The 19,625-nt window shown below is 62.6% G+C and carries 18 protein-coding genes, 3 pseudogenes and 1 riboswitch; of the genes and pseudogenes, 14 read left to right on the forward strand and 7 right to left on the reverse strand.

Features of this window, described 5'->3' with window-relative positions:
- Positions 1-94: 94 nt before the first annotated feature.
- The 10 genes and pseudogenes from ACSSU5_RS24405 to ACSSU5_RS24450 form a co-directional block, all read left to right on the forward strand.
- Positions 95-277, forward strand: a pseudogene (locus tag ACSSU5_RS24405) (ABC transporter ATP-binding protein); the annotation flags it as partial.
- Positions 278-405: 128 nt separating this feature from the next.
- Positions 406-741, forward strand: a complete 336-nt coding sequence (locus ACSSU5_RS24410) for a hypothetical protein (protein ID WP_492560072.1) — start codon at positions 406-408, stop codon at positions 739-741.
- A pseudogene (locus tag ACSSU5_RS24415) lies at positions 737-1,330 on the forward strand (LLM class flavin-dependent oxidoreductase); the annotation flags it as partial. The gene ACSSU5_RS24410 and the pseudogene ACSSU5_RS24415, both read left to right, overlap by 5 nt.
- A gap of 162 nt (positions 1,331-1,492) precedes the next feature.
- A riboswitch (cobalamin riboswitch) is annotated at positions 1,493-1,714 on the forward strand.
- 94 nt (positions 1,715-1,808) lie between these two features.
- Entirely contained in the window at positions 1,809-1,994 is a 186-nt protein-coding gene (locus ACSSU5_RS24420; protein WP_027593390.1) for a CbtB domain-containing protein, read from the forward strand.
- Between the two features lie 9 nt (positions 1,995-2,003).
- Positions 2,004-2,687: a CbtA family protein gene (locus ACSSU5_RS24425; RefSeq protein ID WP_492560073.1), complete on the forward strand. Its 684-nt coding sequence runs from the start codon at positions 2,004-2,006 to the stop codon at positions 2,685-2,687.
- Between the two features lie 17 nt (positions 2,688-2,704).
- Positions 2,705-3,097 carry a cobalamin biosynthesis protein gene (locus ACSSU5_RS24430; protein ID WP_492561362.1) on the forward strand — a complete coding sequence of 131 codons (393 nt, stop codon included), beginning with the start codon at positions 2,705-2,707 and terminating at the stop codon, positions 3,095-3,097.
- A 32-nt stretch (positions 3,098-3,129) separates the two neighbouring features.
- Positions 3,130-3,882, forward strand: coding sequence for a precorrin-4 C(11)-methyltransferase (gene cobM, locus ACSSU5_RS24435; protein WP_264313245.1), 753 nt, complete (start codon positions 3,130-3,132; stop codon positions 3,880-3,882).
- 66 nt (positions 3,883-3,948) lie between these two features.
- A complete protein-coding gene (locus ACSSU5_RS24440; protein WP_264313244.1) occupies positions 3,949-4,191 on the forward strand; it encodes a DUF1272 domain-containing protein in 243 nt (80 codons plus the stop codon).
- 222 nt (positions 4,192-4,413) lie between these two features.
- Positions 4,414-5,028 (forward strand): response regulator transcription factor, encoded by a 615-nt coding sequence (locus tag ACSSU5_RS24445; RefSeq protein ID WP_264313243.1) that lies wholly within the window; start codon positions 4,414-4,416, stop codon positions 5,026-5,028.
- An 11-nt stretch (positions 5,029-5,039) separates the two neighbouring features.
- Positions 5,040-8,312 (forward strand): transporter substrate-binding domain-containing protein, encoded by a 3,273-nt coding sequence (locus ACSSU5_RS24450; RefSeq protein WP_492560074.1) that lies wholly within the window; start codon positions 5,040-5,042, stop codon positions 8,310-8,312.
- On the opposite strand, the gene ACSSU5_RS24455 is transcribed toward ACSSU5_RS24450, so the two are convergent.
- From ACSSU5_RS24455 to gnuR, 3 genes and pseudogenes are all read right to left on the reverse strand, one after another.
- Entirely contained in the window at positions 8,287-8,781 is a 495-nt protein-coding gene (locus ACSSU5_RS24455; RefSeq protein ID WP_492561363.1) for a methyl-accepting chemotaxis protein, read from the reverse strand. The genes ACSSU5_RS24450 and ACSSU5_RS24455 overlap by 26 nt on opposite strands.
- Positions 8,782-8,823: 42 nt before the next feature.
- Positions 8,824-9,606 (reverse strand): annotated as a pseudogene (locus tag ACSSU5_RS24460) (PAS domain-containing protein); the annotation flags it as partial.
- A gap of 119 nt (positions 9,607-9,725) precedes the next feature.
- Positions 9,726-10,745 (reverse strand): transcriptional regulator GnuR, encoded by a 1,020-nt coding sequence (gnuR, locus tag ACSSU5_RS24465; protein WP_264313242.1) that lies wholly within the window; start codon positions 10,743-10,745, stop codon positions 9,726-9,728.
- A 208-nt stretch (positions 10,746-10,953) separates the two neighbouring features.
- Here gnuR and ACSSU5_RS24470 point away from each other — a divergent pair, with 208 nt between their 5' ends.
- From ACSSU5_RS24470 to ACSSU5_RS24480, 3 genes are all read left to right on the forward strand, one after another.
- Positions 10,954-11,493, forward strand: coding sequence for a gluconokinase (locus ACSSU5_RS24470; RefSeq protein ID WP_264313241.1), 540 nt, complete (start codon positions 10,954-10,956; stop codon positions 11,491-11,493).
- 111 nt (positions 11,494-11,604) lie between these two features.
- A complete protein-coding gene (locus ACSSU5_RS24475; protein ID WP_264313240.1) occupies positions 11,605-12,957 on the forward strand; it encodes a GntP family permease in 1,353 nt (450 codons plus the stop codon).
- A 92-nt stretch (positions 12,958-13,049) separates the two neighbouring features.
- Positions 13,050-13,340, forward strand: coding sequence for a hypothetical protein (locus tag ACSSU5_RS24480; protein WP_264313239.1), 291 nt, complete (start codon positions 13,050-13,052; stop codon positions 13,338-13,340).
- Between the two features lie 317 nt (positions 13,341-13,657).
- Here the strand turns inward: ACSSU5_RS24480 and ACSSU5_RS24485 are convergent, their stop codons facing one another.
- The 4 genes from ACSSU5_RS24485 to ACSSU5_RS24500 all read right to left on the reverse strand — a co-directional run bounded on the left by ACSSU5_RS24485 (position 13,658) and on the right by ACSSU5_RS24500 (position 19,005).
- The gene (locus ACSSU5_RS24485) at positions 13,658-15,085 is read right to left on the reverse strand and encodes a sigma-54-dependent transcriptional regulator (RefSeq protein ID WP_264313238.1); all 1,428 of its coding nucleotides are present in this window, start codon (positions 15,083-15,085) and stop codon (positions 13,658-13,660) included.
- On the reverse strand, positions 15,054-16,547 hold the full coding sequence (locus tag ACSSU5_RS24490) for a sensor histidine kinase (RefSeq protein ID WP_264313237.1): 1,494 nt from the start codon (positions 16,545-16,547) through the stop codon (positions 15,054-15,056). The genes ACSSU5_RS24485 and ACSSU5_RS24490 overlap by 32 nt, the downstream gene beginning before the upstream one ends.
- A 288-nt stretch (positions 16,548-16,835) precedes the next feature.
- The gene (locus ACSSU5_RS24495; protein WP_492560075.1) at positions 16,836-18,293 is read right to left on the reverse strand and encodes a sensor histidine kinase; all 1,458 of its coding nucleotides are present in this window, start codon (positions 18,291-18,293) and stop codon (positions 16,836-16,838) included.
- 118 nt (positions 18,294-18,411) lie between these two features.
- Positions 18,412-19,005, reverse strand: a complete 594-nt coding sequence (locus ACSSU5_RS24500) for a lytic transglycosylase domain-containing protein (protein WP_264313235.1) — start codon at positions 19,003-19,005, stop codon at positions 18,412-18,414.
- A 185-nt stretch (positions 19,006-19,190) separates the two neighbouring features.
- Here ACSSU5_RS24500 and gspG point away from each other — a divergent pair, with 185 nt between their 5' ends.
- Positions 19,191-19,616, forward strand: a complete 426-nt coding sequence (gene gspG, locus ACSSU5_RS24505) for a type II secretion system major pseudopilin GspG (RefSeq protein ID WP_264313234.1) — start codon at positions 19,191-19,193, stop codon at positions 19,614-19,616.
- Positions 19,617-19,625: the final 9 nt, after the last annotated feature.

Here is a 19,625-nt window from a genome sequence, read left to right on the forward strand (position 1 = left end):
AAAGGCGGAGGACATCCTTGCCTCATCCATAATCAGGTGAATCGGCATCTGAGCAGGGACTGATGCGTCGATTTCCCTCAGGAACGCGAGGAATTATGTGCTGGTGTCGCATGACCTGGCGATGGTGGCGAGCATGGCCGACCAGGTGCTGGTACTGCGCCAGGGGCAGGTGGTGGAGCGAGGGACGGTGACGCAGGTGTTCGACAGGCCGGCGAGTGAGTACACGCGAGGACTGATTGCCGCCGCTCCCGGGCGGTCGATCAGTGTTGCGGCTTGAGCTTGAAGCCCTCGGGGGCTGCCTTGCAGCCCATTCGCGGCACAAGGTGCCGCGTCTGCCTGGCATTTTTGCTAGTTGCGGAGCTCCGGGCAACCTCTCAGGCTGGAGCAAAATGAGGAGCGCACATCATGTTTATATTTTACAAATCTGATCGCCCCTCCTCCTTTATCTCTTCATCTAAAAACACTGGATTATTTTATGCAGACGGCCAGGCCTCTGCCTTTTATCACGGCACGCACTCTCGCACTGACTTAATTAGCTCAGACAGCATGAATTCCTCACTCATGACTGTTGGGAATGACGAATTATGCGTCCTGACTCACACCGCCTTTGGTTTTTACCGATCACTTGGAGAAATGCCTGTGGGCTTTAATGGCGAGCGCCATGACGCAGTGACAGGCATGTATAGCTTGGGCGCGGGATACAAAAATCTCAGATCAGCCCCAGAATCAAAATGCACCTAAATACTTCTCCGGCGCGTCAGACGCCGCAGTCGAAGTGGCCGCCAAGCATGCCGACGTCTACATGATGTGGGGCGAGCCGCTGGAGCAGGTTCGCGAGCGTATTGCCAAGGTGCGCAAGGCTGCAGCCCGTTATGGGCGTGAACAGCACATTCGCTTCAGCCTTTCGCTGCGGCCAATTCTGGGGGCTACCGAGGAAGAAGCCTGGGCCCGCGCCGAACGCATTCTGGCCGATGCCCAGACGCGCATCGGCATCCGCCAGGGCAACCGCCGCGAGAAGAACTTTGGCAAAAGCAACGCCGGCTCAGAGCGCCTGGTGCAACTGGCCAGCCAGCGCAAGGTGCATGACACCCGGCTGTGGACCGAGATTGCCGCTTTGGGCGGCGGTGCGGGCAACTCGACGTCGCTGGTAGGGACAGCGGACCAGGTGGCTGAGGCGGCACTGGCGTACTACGAGCTGGGGGTTAGCACCTTCCTGTTCCGCGGGTTCGATCAGTTGCGCGATGCGGTGGAGTATGGGCAGGAACTGATTCCACGGATTCGCGGGTTGGTGGCGCAGCGGGAGGCTGGGCGTAGCGCGCGGACAGCTTAGGGCATGGCGGGACTCTTTTGCCGCCTGTGAGCTCAAGCGCCGCGCGGGCGGCGCTCGAGCTCACAGACACTGCAAAACCCGAAAATTGCTGGCCTACAATTTCTGAAATACTTTTCACGCGCATACCGCTGTGCAATTGACGGAAAACCTGCCTCGTGGTCTCCTAATGCCTCGCGTTCAGGTGCCCCTCAGGGGGTGAAACGGGAAACCGGTGCGTCGCAAGCCCTCGACCAGGGCACGACAAAGCCGGTGCTGCCCCCGCAACGGTAAGCGAGCGAAGCGTCTAGACCACTGTGCCGCGTCATCTGGCATGGGAAGGGGCGCTTTTCAGGAGCCCTGCTCCTCCTCGTGAGCCCGGAGACCGGCCTGGCGTTCATGAACACCCCGCGGTGGGCGGGCGCTGTCGCATTCCCCTGGGCGGATCACGTTCGGGGCTGCCGCGCTTGCCCGTTGCCCACAAAAAGCAGAGGAACGCGTCATGCCCGTCACCAGCGCCAAACACAGCATTGCCACCCCCGTCACCCTCAGTCAGCGTGTCGTCATCGCCGTCGGCGCCAGCCTGCTGGGCCTGTGCCTGGTCTATTTTGCCGGCTTCTCGCACATCGAGGCCGTCCACAATGCGGCCCACGACACCCGTCACAGCGCCGCCTTCCCCTGCCACTGAGTACGCCCCATGATCACGCGCATTGCCCGTACCGCGGGCTTCAGCGGGCTGCTTGCCGCCTTGCTGCTGACCCTGCTGCAAAGCTTCTGGGTTGCTCCATTGATTCTTGAAGCGGAAACCTACGAGTCCGCCGCACCGGCCGCCGAGCATCATGAGCACGGCGCTGGCGCCCATGAACACAGCGAAGAAGCCTGGTCGCCTGAGGATGGCTGGCAGCGCATCCTGTCCACCACCGGTGGCAACCTGGTGGTCGCAGTCGGCTTCGCGCTGATACTCGTCGCCTTGTACAGCCTGCGTGAGCCGAAGCGCGCGGGCACCGGCGCCTTGTGGGGCCTGGCGGGGTTTGCCGTGTTCTGCCTGGCGCCTACCCTGGGCCTGCCGCCTGAGCTACCGGGCACCGCTGCCGCCGACCTGGGGCAACGCCAAGCTTGGTGGGTCGGCACCGCAAGTGCCACCGCCCTGGGCCTGGCGCTGTTGGTGTTTGCCCGCCACTGGCTGCTGAAGGCGCTGGGCGCCGTGTTGCTGGTACTGCCGCATGTGTTTGGTGCACCGCAACCCGAGGTTCATCAAAGCCTCGCCCCCGAGGCCCTGGAAGCCCAATTCAAGATCGCCTCCTGGCTGACCAACGCGGCCTTCTGGGTGGCCCTGGGCCTGCTTAGCGCGTGGCTGTACCGCCGCTCCAGCCAGGCTTGATGGCGCTGCACCCTTCGATGCCGGCGCTGTACGCCGGCTTCGGCTGCCGCCGGGGCTGCCCGGCGGACACCCTCGAAACCCTGCTGCGCCAGGCCTTGAATGACCATGGTCTGGCGCTGTCAGCACTGCGCGGTATCGCCAGTATCACCTTGAAGGCCGACGAACCCGGCCTGCAGGAACTTGCCAAACGCCTTGGCCTGCCGCTGCTGCTGTACGATGCCCGGCAACTGCTGCCCTTTGAGCCCCTGCTCAGCCATCGCTCGGCCGTCGCCCACGCGCACAGCGGTTGCTGGGGCGTGGCAGAAAGCGCGGCGTTGGCCATGGCCAGCCAGCACCTCGGCACTGCCAAGCTGCGGGTTACACGCCAGGTGCTCGGCCCGGCTACCCTCGCCCTGGCCTGCGGGCGATAATCGCCGCATCCCTTTTATTGCAAGGACTTTCCATGACGGTCTACTTCATCGGCGCCGGCCCCGGCGATCCGGAACTGATCACGGTCAAGGGCCAGCGCTTGATCCGCCAGTGCCCGGTAATCATCTACGCCGGCTCCCTGGTACCCGCTGCCGTGCTCGAAGGGCACCAGGCCGAGACCGTGATCAACAGTGCCGAACTGCACCTGGAGCAGATCATCAGCGCCATGCGCACGGCACACGCACAAGGCCAGGACGTGGCCCGCGTCCACAGCGGCGACCCCAGCCTATATGGCGCGATCGGCGAGCAGATCCGCCACCTGCGTGAGCTGGGCATCGATTATCAGATCATCCCGGGCGTCACCGCCACCGCCGCCAGTGCGGCCCTGCTGGGCTGCGAGCTGACCCTGCCGCAAGTGTCGCAAACCGTGATTCTCACCCGCTTTGGCGACACCTCGCCGATGCCGCCTGGCGAGCAACTGGGCGATCTGGCGCGCCATGGCAGCACCTTGGCCATCCACCTGGGCGTGAAGCACCTGCCGCGTATTGTCAGTGAACTGTTACCCCACTATGGCCCGCAATGCCCGGTTGCCGTCGTCCATCGCGCCACCTGGCCGGACCAGGATTGGGTGCGCGGCACCCTTGACGATATCGTCGAACGCGTGGCGTTGAAGGATTTTCGCCGTACCGCGCTGATACTCGTGGGCCATGTGCTGGGGGACACGCCGTTCGCCGAGTCGGCCCTGTACCGAGCCGGGCACGCGCACCTCTATCGCCCTGGCGACTGAGCATTGCCAGCCTTGGCACTGGCGTAGCAGACTCCAGGCTCCCGTGTGCAAACAGGAGCCATGCCAATGCTGGAGCTACGACCCAATTGTGAGTGTTGCGACGCCGACCTGCCGGGCGATAGCCCGGACGCGTTGATCTGCTCGTTCGAATGCACGTTCTGCCGTACCTGTGCCGACACCCGCCTGCACGGCCGCTGCCCGAACTGTTCTGGCCAGTTGCTGACACGCCCGACACGGGTCGGCCAAGCGCTGGCCAACAACCCCGCCTCGACCCTGCGCGTGCTCAAATCCCACACCGACTGCGCGTAGCGGCCTTGCGAAAATAGGCATCGCCACGTCGAGCGGGCGGTGTCTATCCCTGTTTTTTGTAGGAATTTTCAACAACTCGCACAGGGTTAATCAACAACTCTATACTCGGCATTACCAAACCTGGGGAATGGTCGTATCTTGCAGCGCTTCCGATAAACCCACTTGCAGACGTATTCCTGAGTGTTCCAGGAAGCGGACCACATCCCTACAGGAGTTTTCTTGATGACAACCGTCCTGATCGTCGACGACCACCCTATTGTCCGACTGTCCTTGCGCCTGCTGCTTGAGCGGGAGCGTTTTCACGTCGTTGGCGAAGTCGGCAATGGCAATGAGGTGGCCCAGGTGGCGCGCGAACTGCGCCCGGACGTCGTTCTGCTGGACATCGGACTACCCGGCCTGGACGGCATGGAGGTCATCAAACGGCTTCAGTGTCTGGAGCCAGTGCCCAAGATCATGGTGCTGACCGGGCAAGCCACCGACCTGTACGTAAGACGCTGCCTGGATGCCGGCATCGGTGCCTTCGTCACCAAGGACGAAGACCATGAGGCCCTGCTGTTTGCACTCAAAGCCCTGGTCAAAGGCTATTCGACCTTCCCGCAGATGTCGGTCAACAGCAATTCGCTGGAAAGCGAACCAACACGCCTGGGCAGCCTGTCCAACCGCGAAATGGAAGTGCTGCGACGCCTTGCTCGCGGTGAAAACAACAAGAACATCGGCACCTGCATGAACCTCAGCGCCAAAACCATCAGCACCTATCGGGGCCGCATCATGGAGAAGCTCAAGACCGAATCGTTGGTGGAAATGGTCGATCTGGCCAAGCGCAACAGCGTCAACTGAGCCAGGTTGCCATGAAGCGCCTGCTGGCGAGCATCCTGCTGATCATCGGCCTGGCCGGCTCCACCGGCGTGTTTGCCGACAGGGAACCACGGCAGTTGCTCGCGCGCTCGATCAGCGCCGCAGCGCCCATGCAACTGGACGACCAGGACCGCCAATGGCTGCAGCGGCGCGGCCACCTGGTGCTGGGCAGCTCGCGGCCTGATTACCCGCCCTTCGAGATCAACATCAGCCAACGTGACTACGAAGGCCTGAGCGCCGACTATGCAGGCATCATCGCCGAACAGCTCGGCATCCCGATCGAAGTCCGGCGGTTCGACAACCGCCACGAAGCCATTGCCGCACTGCGGGACGGCCACATTGACCTATTGGGCAGCTCCAACGGCTTCGAGGCGGCCGATGCCCAGCTAGGCCTCAGCGAGCCCTACGCCGACGACTTGCCGGTCATCGTCACCCGCGAAGGCCGCTCGTTGAAAGCCACCCCAGACCTGAACGGCCTGCGCCTGGCCATGGTCGATCACTACCTGCCCGCCAATACCGTGCGCGCGCTCTACCCCAAGGCGCAATTGAGCCTGTACCGCTCAACCCTGGCAGGCCTTGCCGCCGTCGAGCTGGGCGAGGCCGACGCCTACCTAGGCGATGCCATCAGCACCGACTTTCTGATCGGCAAGAGCTACCAGGGCACGGTGAAGATCGACCATTTCTGCAAGGTGGCGCCCGGTATCTTTGCGTTTGCCCTGGCCAACGACAACCAACGCTTGCTGGGCCTGGTCGACAAGGCCTTGGCCAGAATCACCGAAAGCGAGCGCCTGACCATCCTGCGCCGCTGGACCAGCGGTAACACCAGCCTGCTGCTGGAGCGCCACCTGACGGCGCTGACCGCTGAAGAAGAGGACTGGATAGCCCGCAACCCCACCGTCAAGGTGCTGATCAACACCTCACTCGCGCCGCTGACCTTCAATGACACACAGCACCGCACCAGCGGCATCACGCTGGAACTGCTCAAGCAGATATCCCTGCGCACGGGGTTGCATTTCAAGCCCATCGAGAGCCAGTCGGCGCAGGTGATGGTCGACCGCCTGGCACGTGGTGACGCGCAGATGATCGGCGCTCTGGGCTACGGCGCAGAACGCGCCAAGCAATTGCGTTTTACCCGCCCCTACCTGGTCAGCCCACGGGTGTTGGTCACCCGTAACGATGCAACATCATCGGCGCAGGCCAAAGCCCTCGACGGCCAGCGCGTAGCCTTGGTTCGCGGCTCGCCGCAGCAGGCAGAACTCGTGCGCCGCTACCCGCACGCCAAAATGGTGGAAGTGGACAACCCCCTCGGGCTCATGGAGGCGGTGGCCAATGGCGCCGCCGACGTTGCATTGAGCAACCACATCAACGCCACCTACTACATCAACCATGTATTCAAGGACCGGCTGCGTATCGCCAGTGTGCTGGACGACAGCCCGGCCATCGCGGCATTCGCCGTAGTCCCGGACCAACCGCAACTGCAGGCCATTCTCGACAAGGCGCTGCTGAGCATCCCTCCAGAAGAACTGGACCAACTGATCAACCGCTGGCGCACCAGCACACTGGTCAGCGACAGCCCCTGGCGCGACTACCGCACCCTGGCGCTGCAAGTACTGGTGCTGTCGGCCCTGTTGCTGACCGGGGTGGTTTTCTGGAACAGCTACCTGCGCAAACTGATCCACCAGCGCACCGAAGCCCAGCACGCCCTGCAAGCCCAACTGGCCTTGAGCCGCGGCCTGCTCGAACAGTTGCGCCAGGCCAAGGACGATGCCGAACAGGCCAGCCAGACCAAGAGCACTTTCCTGGCAACCATGAGCCATGAAATCCGTACCCCGATGAATGCGGTGATCGGCCTGCTGGAATTGGCCCTGGAGGACAGCCGCGCCGGCCGCTGCGATACCCAGGCACTGCAGACTGCCCACGATTCGGCCATCGGCTTGCTGGAGCTGATCGGCGACATCCTCGACATCTCGCGCATCGAGTCCGGGCACATGACCTTGCAACCGGTACCGACCAACCTGGTCGAACTGGTGCGCAACACGCTGCGGGTATTCGAAGGCAATGCGCGAATCAAAGGCCTGCACCTGCACAGCGCGCTGCCAGCCTCGCCTGCCTGGGTCTTGGCAGACCCCCTGCGACTCAAGCAGGTGCTCTCCAACCTGATCAGCAACGCCATCAAGTTCACCGAGCGCGGTGAAGTGCATGCCAGCCTGACCCTGTCGCTGCCCGACAGCAACGGCGACCTGCAGGTCGAGCTGTGCGTGCGCGACAGCGGCATTGGTATCAGCCCCGAAGACCAGGCCCGGCTGTTCAACGCCTTCGCCCAGGCCCACGGCCCGCGGGCACGCCAAGGCGCCGGCCTGGGGCTGGTGATCAGCCGCACGTTGGCCGAACTGATGCAAGGCACGCTGAGCCTGCACAGTGTCGAAGGCGTGGGCACCAAGGTGCAAGTCAGCCTGCAGCTACCCGCAAGCCACGCACCGGCACCTGCAGAGCAGCGTGCCCCGGTGCTGGAGAGCAGCAGCGGCCCGCTGAACATTCTGGTGGTCGACGACTATCCGGCCAATCTGCTGTTGCTGGAGCGGCAACTGAACACACTGGGGCATCGCGTAACCCTGGCTGAAAACGGCGAAGCGGCGCTGGCGCGGTGGCAGGCAGCCCGGTTTGACCTGGTGATCACCGACTGCAGCATGCCGATCATGGACGGCCACGAACTGACTCACCGAATTCGCACCCTTGAACGCGAAGGCGCACTGGCCGCGTGCCAGATTCTCGGCGTCACCGCCAACGCGCAGGCCGAGGAGCGTGCGCGCTGCCTGGCCAGTGGCATGGATGAATGCCTGTTCAAGCCGATTGGCCTGCAGACGCTCAAAACCCACCTGCCCCAAGCCAGCTCGGCCCCCCCGCCTTCACCCGCCCGTAGCAGTGGATTCAACCTGAGCGAATTGCGCCACCTGACTCAGGACGATGAACAACTCACCCGACACCTGCTCGAACAACTGTCGAAAAGCGCCGGCGAAGACCTGGCCGCATTGCGCGCACTTGGGTCAGACGCGGGTGGCGACGCGGTGCGCGCCTTGGCCCACCGCATCAAAGGCGGGGCGAAAATGCTCAAGGTGCGCACGCTGGTCAAGGACTGCGAAGCCATCGAGCAGGCCCAGGCCCAAGGGCTGCCAACGGCTGAACTACGCCAGCAATTGCAGACCAGCATGCAGACCCTGTTGCACGAACTGGGCGACGCCCTCAGTGCAACTGCAGCGTCGAACTGATCTGGCTGATCGCATCGACTACGTGGCGTGAGCCCTGCTGAATTTCCATGATCACCGTGCCAGCCTCGTTGGCCAGGGCAACACCATGGCCGGTACGGGTCAGGCTCGACTGCATGCTGGCTACCGCCAACAGCGACAAATCATGGTTTTGTCGCACCACATCGACGATCTCCAGGGTTGCCTTGCTGGTGCGCGAGGCGAGGTTGCGCACTTCATCGGCAACCACGGCGAACCCGCGCCCATGCTCGCCGGCTCGCGCCGCCTCGATGGCCGCGTTCAACGCCAGCAGGTTGGTCTGGTCGGCGATACCGCGAATGGTCAGGACAATCTGCCCGATGACGTCCGACTGCTTGCTCACCGCATCGATGCTGCGCGCCGCATCATTGAGCTCCTGGGAAATCTGTTCGATCACCTGCACCGCCTGCTGCACCACCTCGGTCCCCTTGCGCGCGCAGGCATCGGTCTGCATGGAGCTGGCGTGGGCGGCATCGGCGGCGCTCTGCTGGGTGCAGACCTGGCGAGTGATATCGCTGGCGAACTTGACCACCTTGTGCAGGCGGCCCTTGCTGTCGAAGATGGGGTTGTAGGAGGCTTCGAGAAAGACCGTCTGACCTTGCTTGGTGATCCGCTCGAAACGGTGTGAATGGTATTCACCACGGTTGAGAGAAGCCCAGAATTCCCGATACGCCGATGACTCCCGCTCGCGGGGCAGGCAAAACAACCCGTGGTGACGCCCGACCACCTCTTCCAAGCGGTAGCCCATGGTGGCCAGAAAGTTTTGGTTGGCCTTGATGACCCGGCCTGCAGGGGTGAACTCGATCACCGCCATGGAGCGGCCGATGGCCTTGAGCAGGCTTTCGCTTTCGTGTTCCTGCACAACCCGTTGGCTGATGTCTGACGCCACCTTGATCACGCTGGTGACTTGCCGCTGCGCATCCAGTACCGGCATATAGCTGGCTTCGAGCCAGACCTCACGGCCTGCCTTGTCGATGCGCTCGAAGGTGCCGCTGATGGCCTTGCCCTGCCCCAGTTCCCGCCAAAGCTGCTGGTATTCGGCCGTCTTGGCATAGACCGGGTCGCAAAACAATCGGTGATGCTTGCCGCGTAAGTCTTCGACGTTGTACCCCATGGCCTGGCAGAAACGCTCATTGGCGTCGAGGATGGTGCCGTCGGGCGCGAACTCGATCATCGCCATGGAGCGGCTGATCGCCGCCAGCTTCGCTTGCGCGCTGGCCAGTGCGTGATGGCTGCGTTCAATCTCGATCAAATCAGACTTGCGATGAAAATCGAACATGACGCCGGGCTCCTCAATGCGCGGGGTGTCCTGAGCATAGATGGGCCTTAGCGCCGTGCAAGCATATTGATATCACCTTGTAATGAGTACCCGAGGCCTTTGGATACGCGCGCGGGGCGTCAAGAACTCTCACGCACCATCAGCTCGAACCCGAGGTCCTGCTGCTCGCTGGCGACCCGCTTGCCGTCGAGCAAGGCCAGCAGGGCCAGCGCGGCACCCCGACCAACGGCAGCCCTTGGGGTGCGAATGGAGGTCAGCCGCGGGACCATGTGCGCCGAAGCGGGCAAATCATTGAAGCCCACCATTGCCACCTGGCGCGGCACCTCTACCCCTTGGCGCAGTGCTTGCAAGACCGCGCCCTGGGCCAGGTCGTCGTTGCAGAAGAAGATACCGTCGACATCCGGCGCTTGTTGCATCAGCTGGCTGAACAACGCGCTGCCCAACGCGATGGAAGACGGCTCCGGCGCAAGGATTTCCAGCTCCGTCGCGTGCAGTCCGGCCTCGGCCAGTGCCTGGCGGAAGCCTTCGGCACGCTGCATCACGCGCGGGTCGAGCTGCGCGGCAATGAACGCCAACCGCCGCCGCCCACGCTCGATCAAGTGCCTGGCCGCGGCTCGCCCGGCCTGTTGCTGCGAGAAACCCACCGACAACGCACCCGCCTCGCCGCCCAGCTCCATCATGTGCACGCAGGGCACGCCACTGGCCGCCAGCATCTGCCGCGACGCATCACTGCGCTCGAACCCGGTCAGCAGCATGCCGCAAGGCTGGTAGGCCAGGTAATTACGGATCAGGTTCTCTTCTTCGGCAATATCGTAGTGATAGTTGCCGATCAACACCTCAAGCCCACGCGGGCGCATCACCTCGTGAATGGCTTCAAGGGTGTCGATGAACAATTGGTTGGACAACGATGGGATCAGCACCACAACCGACTGGCTGCGCGCCGAAGCCAATGCGCGGGCTGCCGGATTGGCGACATAGCCCAGGCTCGCCGCCGCAGCGGCAACCTTTTCGGCCAGCTCCGGGGCAACCGTGCTGACGCCACGCAAAGCGCGGGATGCGGTGATCGGGGAAACCCCGGAAAGCCTGGCGACTTCAGCCAGGGTGGGACGACCGGTGGTGCGGGAGCCTGTACGGGACATGAATGTTGTAATTTTACTACTTGCCAAGGGAGGGGGACGGCCACTAAGGTAGCGCTGTCTCAGGACGCAGGCAATGTAATCTTTGGTAGCGGTTCCACGTGCACTGTGCCAAGCGTCCATACTGCGTAAGGACAAGACCAATAACACCGGGGGAGGTGCCTGATCGTCAGCGACGAGACAGCGCTATCTCAACCCGCAGGAGGTACTGATGAATTCTCCCCTGTCCGCCATTGTGGTGATGGGCGTGGCTGGTTGCGGCAAAAGCTGCATCGGCGCTGCCATTGCTGCCAGAAGCGGCGGCCGCCTGATCGAAGGCGACGCTTTCCACCCTGCCGAAAACATCCGCAAGATGAGCGCTGGCATCCCCCTGGACGATGATGACCGTGCCGGCTGGCTGGTGCGTCTGGGCCAGGAGCTACAGGCCACAGTGCAGTCGGGCGAGCGCCCGATCCTGACCTGCTCGGCACTCAAGCGCCGCTACCGCGAAACATTGCGCGCGTCCATGCCTGGCCTGGCGTTCGTGTTTCTCGAGCTCACCCCTGCCGAAGCCGAAAAACGGGTATTGGCCCGCCCCGGCCACTTCATGCCGGCGAGCCTCATCGACAGCCAGTTCGCCGCCCTCGAAGCACCGCATGGCGAGCCGCGGACCCTGCCACTGGATGCCACCCAGGCCATTGATGTGCTGGCCGACACGGTAGACACCTGGCTAAAGCCCTGCGGTGAGCGGGACCTGGCGCAAACCGCCTGACCCTGGCGGTGTGTCCGGCTCACCAAAGACAGCGCTGTCTCGACCAATGAAAGCGCCTGAAACTCAATAAAGCTACGCCCAAAACAACGATAAGACCGAGGCATAAAAACCATGTTCGGACTGGCTACTGATACCTTTCTGCTGCTCGACGCCCTGGTAACCATCGTCGGGCTGATCCTGCTGATCACCCATTTCAAAGTTCACCCCTTCGTCGCCCTGACCCTCGCGGCCGGCTTCCTCGGCCTTACCTCCGGCATGCCGGTGGCCAAGGTGATGAAATCGTTCCAGGACGGTTTCGGCGGCGTGCTGGGCTTCGTCGGCATTGTCCTCGCCCTGGGCACCATGCTCGGCAAGCTGATGGCCGACTCCGGCGGCGCCGACCAGATCGCCCAGACGCTGATCCGCGCCTTCGGCAAGAAGAACGTGCACTGGGCCATGATGTTCGCCGCCTTCCTGGTCGGCATTCCGCTGTTCTTCGAGATCGGCTTCGTGCTGTTGATCCCGTTGGTGTTCATCGTCGCCCGGCGCTCTGGCGTTTCGTTGGTGAAGATCGGCATCCCGTTGCTGGCCGGCCTTTCCGTGGTTCATGGCTTGGTGCCGCCGCACCCGGGGCCGCTGCTGGCGATCGGCATCTTCCATGCCGACATCGGCAAGACCATCTTCTATGGCCTGATCGTTGCGCTGCCCACCGCAATCATCGCCGGCCCGCTGTTCGGCAACTTCATCTCACGCTACATCCCAGGCAACCCGTCCCAGGAGCTGATGGATCAGATCGCCAAGGAGTCCGACCAGGGCAACTTGCCGAGTTTCACCATCACCCTGGTCACGGTATTGCTGCCGGTTGCGTTGATGCTGCTCAAGACCTTCGCCGACGTGGTGCTGCCCGCCGAACATATCGTGCGCCAATGGATGGACCTGATCGGCCACCCCATCAGCGCCCTGCTCGCCGCGCTGCTGCTGGCCTTCTATACCTTCGGCTCGGCGCGTGGTTTCAACCGTCAGCAGATCATGAAGATGCTCGACCAGAGCCTGGCACCGACTGCGGCCATCGTACTGATCGTCGGCGCTGGTGGCGGTTTCAAGCAGATGCTGGTGGATACCGGTGTCGGCAACGTGATCGGGCAGATGGCGGTACAGGCGGAAATCTCCCCCATCATGTTGGCCTGGCTGGTGGCGGCGGTGATCCGCATCGCAACGGGTTCGGCGACGGTCGCCACCATCACGGGCGCGGGGATCGTCGCGCCGGTGATCGACCTGGTGCCGGGGGTCAACCGTGAACTGCTGGTGCTAGCCACTGGCGCGGGCTCGCTGATCCTGTCACACGTCAACGATGCCGGCTTCTGGCTGGTGAAGCAGTACTTCAACATGACCGTGGCCGAGACCTTCAAGACTTGGAGCATGATGGAAACCATCCTCTCGGTGGTGGGCATCATCTTCATCATGTTGTTGTCGATGGTGGTTTGACCGTTGATCGGGATGGGGGCACCTGGCGTCAGCTCGATGGCCCAATCGAGAGAGAAGCCTTGCCCCCACCCTGATGCAAAGGAGCCTGCACCATGATCCGCCCCCTCCTGCTCACCGCCCTGCTTGTCTCGCCCCTGGCCCTGGCTGTCGGTACTGGGCCGACCTACCCCGACGACCCGCACAACCCGGCGCCAACACCCGGTGTAGACAGCACCCTCAACCCCATTGAGAAACCGATGCCGCGCGATACCGACCCGCGGGCTCAGGGCAATGACCCCGAGAGCCCACCGGCAAGGCAGCAGGATGAACATGATTTGCCCGGGATGGAGGGCAGCGGTTCGCAAGGTACCGGGCGGCAAGGCACGAGCACTGGCAACCCTTGAGGCCCTGGTCTTGCCACTACAAAATGGATGGCACCGGCTGCGCCGGTGTTCGCGGGGCAAGCCCGCTCCCACAGCGTCGCTGCTAACTCAATGGGTTAAGTTGTGTTCTATGGGAGATTGCCCAGCCTCTTGGGGTTGCGCTGTCGCGCAGAGAACAGTGGTCATTGTGGGAGCGGGCTTGCCCCGCGAATGAGACCACGCGGTGGATGGCACCGGCTGCGCCGGTGTTCGCGGGCAAGCCCGCTCCCACAGCGTCGAAGCTAAATCAATGCGTTAAGCCTTGCGTCGCGAAAAGGGCGCAACGCGCCCCCGCACGTTCACCACTGGCGCTTGTCAGGCCTGGTCAACCCCAGTTTTTCGATCCGATAACGCAGCATATCCCGCGAAAGCCCCAGCATCCGCGCCGACTTGGTCACGTTCCAGTCAGTCCGGTCCAGGGTTTTGCATACCAGGTCCCGCTCCATGTCGGGCAGGCTGGTACCTGGCTCGGGCTCATGCCGTGGCATTTCCAATACCGTAGGCGCCTGTTGCTGTATCAGCGGCTCGTCGATCAAGGTCATGCACAGGTTCAACTGATGTGACTGAATCACCTCGTTGGGCGCGAGCAACACCGTCTGCTCCAGCATGTTGCGCAGCTCCCGCACGTTGCCCGGCCAACTGTAGCCAAGCATCATGGCCTCTGCCTCGGCAGAAAAACGCAGGTTCGGCTTGCCATAACGCCGGCCATGGTGCGCCAGGAAGTGCCGGGCCAGCAGCAGAATGTCCTGCCCCCGCGCATACAGCCGTGGCACCTTGAGCGCAATGATGCGTAGCCGGAAGAACAGGTCGCGGCGGAACTTGCCTTGCTGCACCATCTGCTCAAGGTTGCAGTTGGTGGCGCTGATCACCCGCAAGTCGACCTTGCGCTCCTTGACTGCGCCAATGCGGCGGATGCTGCGGTCTTCGAGCAACTTCAACAGTTTGGCCTGCAACACCAGGTCCATCTCGCCGATTTCATCAAGGAACAGCGTGCCACCATCAGCAGCCTCGACCAGGCCCACCCTGCGCTCCTTGGCATCGGTAAAGGCGCCTTTCTCATGGCCGAACAGCTCAGCTTCGAGCAAATTGGCCGGGATCGACGCGCAATTGAACTCGATGAATGGCCCCTTGCTGCGCGAGCCATCGAAATGCAGGGCGCGGGCCACCAGTTCCTTGCCGGTGCCGGTCTCGCCTTCGACCAGTACCGGGGGCAGATCGTCGCTGGCCATGCGCCGCTCGGCATCAAGCACCTGGTGCAACGTGTGTTTGAGGCTGAGCATCACCGACGACTCGCCGATCAGTGCCTGCAGCCCGGATTTTTGCGCCTCGCGTTCCTGGTAGAACGACAGGGTACGCTCCATTCGCTCGGCCGCCAGGGCCTTGTCCAATGTCAGCTTGAGCTCGGCCAGCACCACCGGCTTGGTCAGGTAATGGAAGGCACCCTCCTTCATGGCTTGCACGGCGTCTTCGACATTACCGTAGCCGGTCATCATGATCACTTTGAGCGCCGGTACCTGTGCCACCAGGGTGCGCAACAGGTCGTGCCCGCTCATGCCAGGCAACGAGTTGTCGGTCAGCACAGCGTCGGGCTGGGCCTGTTTGATCTGCTCCAGCGCAAGTTCCGCACTGTGGCAGACCGTCACCTCATAGCCCTTGAGACTCAGGTAGGTGCGAATGTTGTCAGCGAGGATTTCATCATCCTCGACTACCAGGATGCTGTGTTCCATGGTCCCCTCCCGCTGCGATATTGAAAGTAAGGCTAACGCGGGTTCCTTCCTCTTCGCGGCTGCTCAGGCTGACCGAGCCGCCAAAACGCTCCATGATGCGTTGAACCAGGGCCAGGCCTACGCCGAGGCCGCCCTGCTTGGTCGTGAAGAACGGCTTGAACACCATCCGCTCCTGCTGTTGGGTCATGCCCTTGCCAGTGTCGCTGAGCAGCATGACCGTACGTTGGCCATCCTGCACGCTTACCTGGGCGCGCAACACGCCACCCGCCGGCATGGCTTCAATGGCATTGGAAAACAGGCTGTTGAGAATCTGCGTGAGCTGCAGCGGCTGGCTGGTCACGTATTGCAACTCGGGGCCTTCGTAGCAGAACTGCACCCCATTGCGTGCAATTTGTTGGGCGAACGCCAGGTGGGTGTCCTCGATGGCCGCGACCAGGTCCACCGCCTCGGGCTCGTCGCTGGCGGGACGCAACGACACCAGCAGGTCGCGTACCCAGCGTGACATGCGGTCCACCTGGCCAATGATGTCGTTGATGTTTTTCTGCGCGGTGGGGTTGGCGATTTCCTGAGCCAGTTCGGCGCTGGAGCGGATGTTGGCCAACGGGTTGCGCAAGCTATGGGCCACCGCCGACGACATCTCGCCCAGGGCCACATAGGTTTCGCTGGCCACCAGCCGGTCCTGCTGCTGATTGAGCATGAGCGCCGCCCGGCGCACGATCCAGAACAAGCCGAAATAGATGAGCGCGCCGCCCACCAGGGTCGAGGCCCAGATCAGCACGTAACCCCGCTGGATACGCCGGACCAGGTCTTGTGGCTCCTTGTAGATTTCCACCATCGACAGCACCTGCTCGCCTTGGCTGTCGAACAGCGGGATGTAGTTCTCGATGAACAGGTACTTGGGTTCACGCAGGAATTTTTGCTCCTCACGGTCTTCCTCGGCCTTGTGGTAGCTGGCAGAAACCGCCTTGCGCGAGCGGAACGCGTGGTCCAGGTCGCCATCTTCCTCGATGCGTTTGCCGATCAACTGCGGGTTAGTGGACCAGACGATGGTCCGGTCGCGGGCGTAGACGTTGGCCAGCAGGGTGTCCGGCAGGTGCTCGACGTGGTCGAGGAATTCGACGCGGGTCGATTCGGCCAACGCTGGGGTGAATTGCAGGTGCTGCAAGTCCAGGCGGGGGTCGAGCAGTTCGCCCATGGTAGTGCCCGGCGGCAACTGCGAATGGCGGACTTCGGCCTGGGCCATGGCCTGAATGAACTGGGCGGTGAGCATGGCATCGCGCTCGACGCTGTCGCGCACCACGAAGCGCGTAGACACGTAACCCAAGCCACCGGCGACTGAAGCGATGATCAACAAGCTGATGATCGAAAACCAACGCAGCAGGTTGAACTCGCGCAGCGGTGACGCGAGACCGCTGGTGGCCGCAGAGGCTTTGTCGGGCGCTTCGTTTTCCAGCATCTGCATTGAGTGGTTCCCGCGCAGGGAGTCCGTTCTGAAGCGCAGCCTTGCTACGGTTAGTAGCAATTTGATGGCACTTCACCCAGGTCGCTTAAGCTGCCGTTTGTTGCCAATCTCTTGCTGCAAAAACTCAGCCACTAAATCAATAAAACAATAATTGGATATTTTTCAGTAGGTTATGATCACTAATTAATCCTAGATCAAGCTTAAAGCCCCAGATTTGGGTACTAATTACCCAATATTCATTAATTCTATATTTATCAGTCATTTATAGAATATTCTTGAAGCCAACTGTTAATACTTAGCTAAGCGAAAATTCAGCGAAACCCGAGTGCCGTGCCCTTCGCTGCTACTCAACCTCACCGCCCCGCCAAAGCGCTCCATGATGCGTTTGACCAACACCAGGCCTACGCCCAGCCCGCCCTGCTTGGTGGTGAAAAACGGCCTGAATGCCATGCGCACCTGCTGCTCGGTCATGCCCTTGCCGGTATCGGACAAGCGCAGGGTAAGGCTGCGCCGGTCCTGGCGCACCACTTCGACACGCAACTTGCCGCCCTGCTCCATCGACTCCAGCGCGTTGGCGATCAGGCTGCTGAAGATCTGCCTGAGTAACGCCGGATGCCCCAAAACCTGAACCGCCGGTAACGGTTGCAGGTCCAGGCTTACACCACTGCGCGCCAGCGGCACGGCAAAGGTCTGCAGGCTTTCCTGCAGCGCCTGGAGCAGGTCCACCGCCTCCGCTTCGTCATTAAGCGGGCGCAGCGACTGCAACAGCTGGCGAATCCACTGTGACATGCGGTCGACCTGGCTGATGATGTCATTGATGTTGCGCTGTGCCGGGCCTTCATCGAAGGCCTGCGCAAGCTCGGCACTGGAGCGGATGCTCGCCAGCGGGTTGCGCAAGCTGTGCGCCACCGCCGAGGACACCTCGCCCAGGGCTACGTAGGTTTCATTGTTGATCAACCGCTTCTGCTGCACGGCCAGCAGCTTGGCGGCGCGGCGCATGATGCCGTACAAGCCGATGTAGACCAGCCCGGCGCCGACGGTGATCGCCGCCCAGATGAGGATCAGGCCGTGCTCGATACGCACGATCAGGTCATGGGGTTCCTTGTAGATCTCCACCATGGCGGTGACCTGCTCGCCATCGGCGTCGAACAGCGGGATGTAGTTCTCGATGAACAGCTGCTCGGGCGGGGTCACGAACTTCTGCTCTTCGCGTACCTGCTCGAAATCGTGATAACTGGCCGAGACGCGCATCTTGTATTCGAAGGCGCGCTCCAGGTCGTCGTCGCCCTCGATCAGTTTGCCGATCAGGGCGGGGTTGCTTGACCAGATCACCGTGCGATCCGGCGCATAGATATTGGCCAGGAGCATGTCAGGCAGGTGCGCGATATGGTCCAGAAACTCGCCCCGGGCCTTGCGCCGGGCATCGGGGTCGACATCCGGCAGCGCCGTGCGATCAGTGCGCGGGTCAAGCAGCTCGCCCATGGTACGCACATTAGGGATCGACACATGACGCACTTCGGCGTCGGCGATCGAGGTGATGAACTGAGCGGAGAGCAGCGCATCGCGCTCCACGCTTTCGTCGATGATGAAGCGGCTGGAAATCAACCCCAGCCCGGCAGCCACCGAGACGATGATCGCCAGGCTGACCCAGGCATACCAGCGCAGCAAGTTAAAGGGCTTGCGTGGGGTTGCCACCTCGCCACCGGCAGGCACTGCGAGGGCGTCGGAACGGGGGGCGATGTCCATGGCGGACTCCAGGGCTGGGCACCTCTGAAGGTTATAGCCCAGAGTTGGGGGAGCCATGGTTCTAAATTGACAGCATCCGCCGAAGGGTGACCGCTTTAAGGTTCAACGCGGGTCGAGGTTACAGTGGCGAGTCGGCCGCCAACCCTTGCAGCTTGCGGTATTCGCGCAGGACGTTGGGCACGTAGCGGCGGGTTTCGGCGAACGGCGGCACCGCGCCCCGGCGCATCACCGCATCCGGACCTGCGTTGTAGGCGGCCACAGCCAGGGTAATGTCGTTGTCGAACAGGGTCAGCATGCGTTTGAGGTAGCGTGCGCCGCCCTGAACGTTGTCCTCAGGGTCCAGGGCGTTTTCCACGCCCATCTCACGGGCCGTATCAGGCATCAGTTGCATCAGCCCCACCGCGCCCGCCGGCGAGCGGGCCTTGGGGTTGTAGCCCGACTCGGCCTTGATCAGCGCATGCAGCAACGCAGGCGGCACGTTATGGGCCCGCGCCGCGGCAGCCACCAGCTCGGCGTAGGGGCGCCCGGTGATCAACTGCGCATTTGCCGGGCCAGCCTGGGCCAGCGGTTCGCTGATCACCCGCTGATAGTGGCGCCCGGGTCGATGAACGTTGGTCAGTACGTAGCCGCCCTTGGCATCGATGGAGATGTACACATCGGCCTGGGCGGCTCCCGCCGCCAGCCAGATCAAACCCAGGATGAGTCCACGCATGTCGGCCGCCTCTTCGTCGTGGCCCCCGATGTGGGGGAAATGCCCCGGAAAACCCGAGGGTCATGTCCACGACGCAAGCACTGTGCCGCTTCCTGTACCGCATGGCGCAAGGGCCCGAGGCAGACGTGCACGGCTGTTGCATGGTGCTTGACACAGCATCTTCCTATGCAGCGGAGGGCTCCACCATGCAGCGCAGATCCAACCCCCAACGTGGCTTCACCCTGCTCGAACTCCTCGTGGTGCTGGTGGTGCTTGGCCTGTTGGCCGGCATCGTCGCACCCAAGTACTTCAGCCAGCTTGGCCGCTCGGAGGTCAAGGTGGCACGGGCGCAGATCGAGGGTTTGAGCAAGGCCCTGGACCTCTATCGCCTGGAAGTCGGGCATTACCCCAACAGTGAACAGGGCTTGCAGGCGCTGGTCGTCGCCCCCAGCGGCGAGGCCCGCTGGACCGGCCCCTACCTGCAAAAGGCAGTGCCGCAGGACCCTTGGGGCCACGCCTACATCTACCGGCAGCCCGGCGAGAACGGCGGCGAATACGATCTGCTGTCGATGGGCAAGGATGGCCAGCCCGGTGGCGACGGCGAAAACGCCGAAATCACCAGTTGGCAATAAGGAGATCGG

This window comes from Pseudomonas sp. E1MeOHC2, assembly GCF_058745025.1.

Bases quoted from the DNA above. Each gene is read 5' to 3' on its own strand.
- ACSSU5_RS24440 (WP_264313244.1), top strand. From the start codon at position 3,949: ATGCTGGAGCTACGACCCAATTGTGAGTGTTGCGACGCCGACCTGCCG.
- ACSSU5_RS24500 (WP_264313235.1), bottom strand. From the start codon at position 19,005: ATGCGTGGACTCATCCTGGGTTTGATCTGGCTGGCGGCGGGAGCCGCC.
- ACSSU5_RS24425 (WP_492560073.1), top strand. From the start codon at position 2,004: ATGATCACGCGCATTGCCCGTACCGCGGGCTTCAGCGGGCTGCTTGCC.
- ACSSU5_RS24455 (WP_492561363.1), bottom strand. From the start codon at position 8,781: ATGCAGACCGATGCCTGCGCGCGCAAGGGGACCGAGGTGGTGCAGCAG.
- cobM (WP_264313245.1), top strand. From the start codon at position 3,130: ATGACGGTCTACTTCATCGGCGCCGGCCCCGGCGATCCGGAACTGATC.
- ACSSU5_RS24485 (WP_264313238.1), bottom strand. From the start codon at position 15,085: ATGGAACACAGCATCCTGGTAGTCGAGGATGATGAAATCCTCGCTGAC.
- ACSSU5_RS24430 (WP_492561362.1), top strand. From the start codon at position 2,705: ATGCCGGCGCTGTACGCCGGCTTCGGCTGCCGCCGGGGCTGCCCGGCG.
- gnuR (WP_264313242.1), bottom strand. From the start codon at position 10,745: ATGTCCCGTACAGGCTCCCGCACCACCGGTCGTCCCACCCTGGCTGAA.
- ACSSU5_RS24470 (WP_264313241.1), top strand. From the start codon at position 10,954: ATGAATTCTCCCCTGTCCGCCATTGTGGTGATGGGCGTGGCTGGTTGC.
- ACSSU5_RS24410 (WP_492560072.1), top strand. From the start codon at position 406: ATGTTTATATTTTACAAATCTGATCGCCCCTCCTCCTTTATCTCTTCA.
- ACSSU5_RS24495 (WP_492560075.1), bottom strand. From the start codon at position 18,293: ATGGACATCGCCCCCCGTTCCGACGCCCTCGCAGTGCCTGCCGGTGGC.
- ACSSU5_RS24420 (WP_027593390.1), top strand. From the start codon at position 1,809: ATGCCCGTCACCAGCGCCAAACACAGCATTGCCACCCCCGTCACCCTC.
- ACSSU5_RS24480 (WP_264313239.1), top strand. From the start codon at position 13,050: ATGATCCGCCCCCTCCTGCTCACCGCCCTGCTTGTCTCGCCCCTGGCC.
- gspG (WP_264313234.1), top strand. From the start codon at position 19,191: ATGCAGCGCAGATCCAACCCCCAACGTGGCTTCACCCTGCTCGAACTC.
- ACSSU5_RS24450 (WP_492560074.1), top strand. From the start codon at position 5,040: ATGAAGCGCCTGCTGGCGAGCATCCTGCTGATCATCGGCCTGGCCGGC.
- ACSSU5_RS24490 (WP_264313237.1), bottom strand. From the start codon at position 16,547: ATGCAGATGCTGGAAAACGAAGCGCCCGACAAAGCCTCTGCGGCCACC.
- ACSSU5_RS24475 (WP_264313240.1), top strand. From the start codon at position 11,605: ATGTTCGGACTGGCTACTGATACCTTTCTGCTGCTCGACGCCCTGGTA.
- ACSSU5_RS24445 (WP_264313243.1), top strand. From the start codon at position 4,414: ATGACAACCGTCCTGATCGTCGACGACCACCCTATTGTCCGACTGTCC.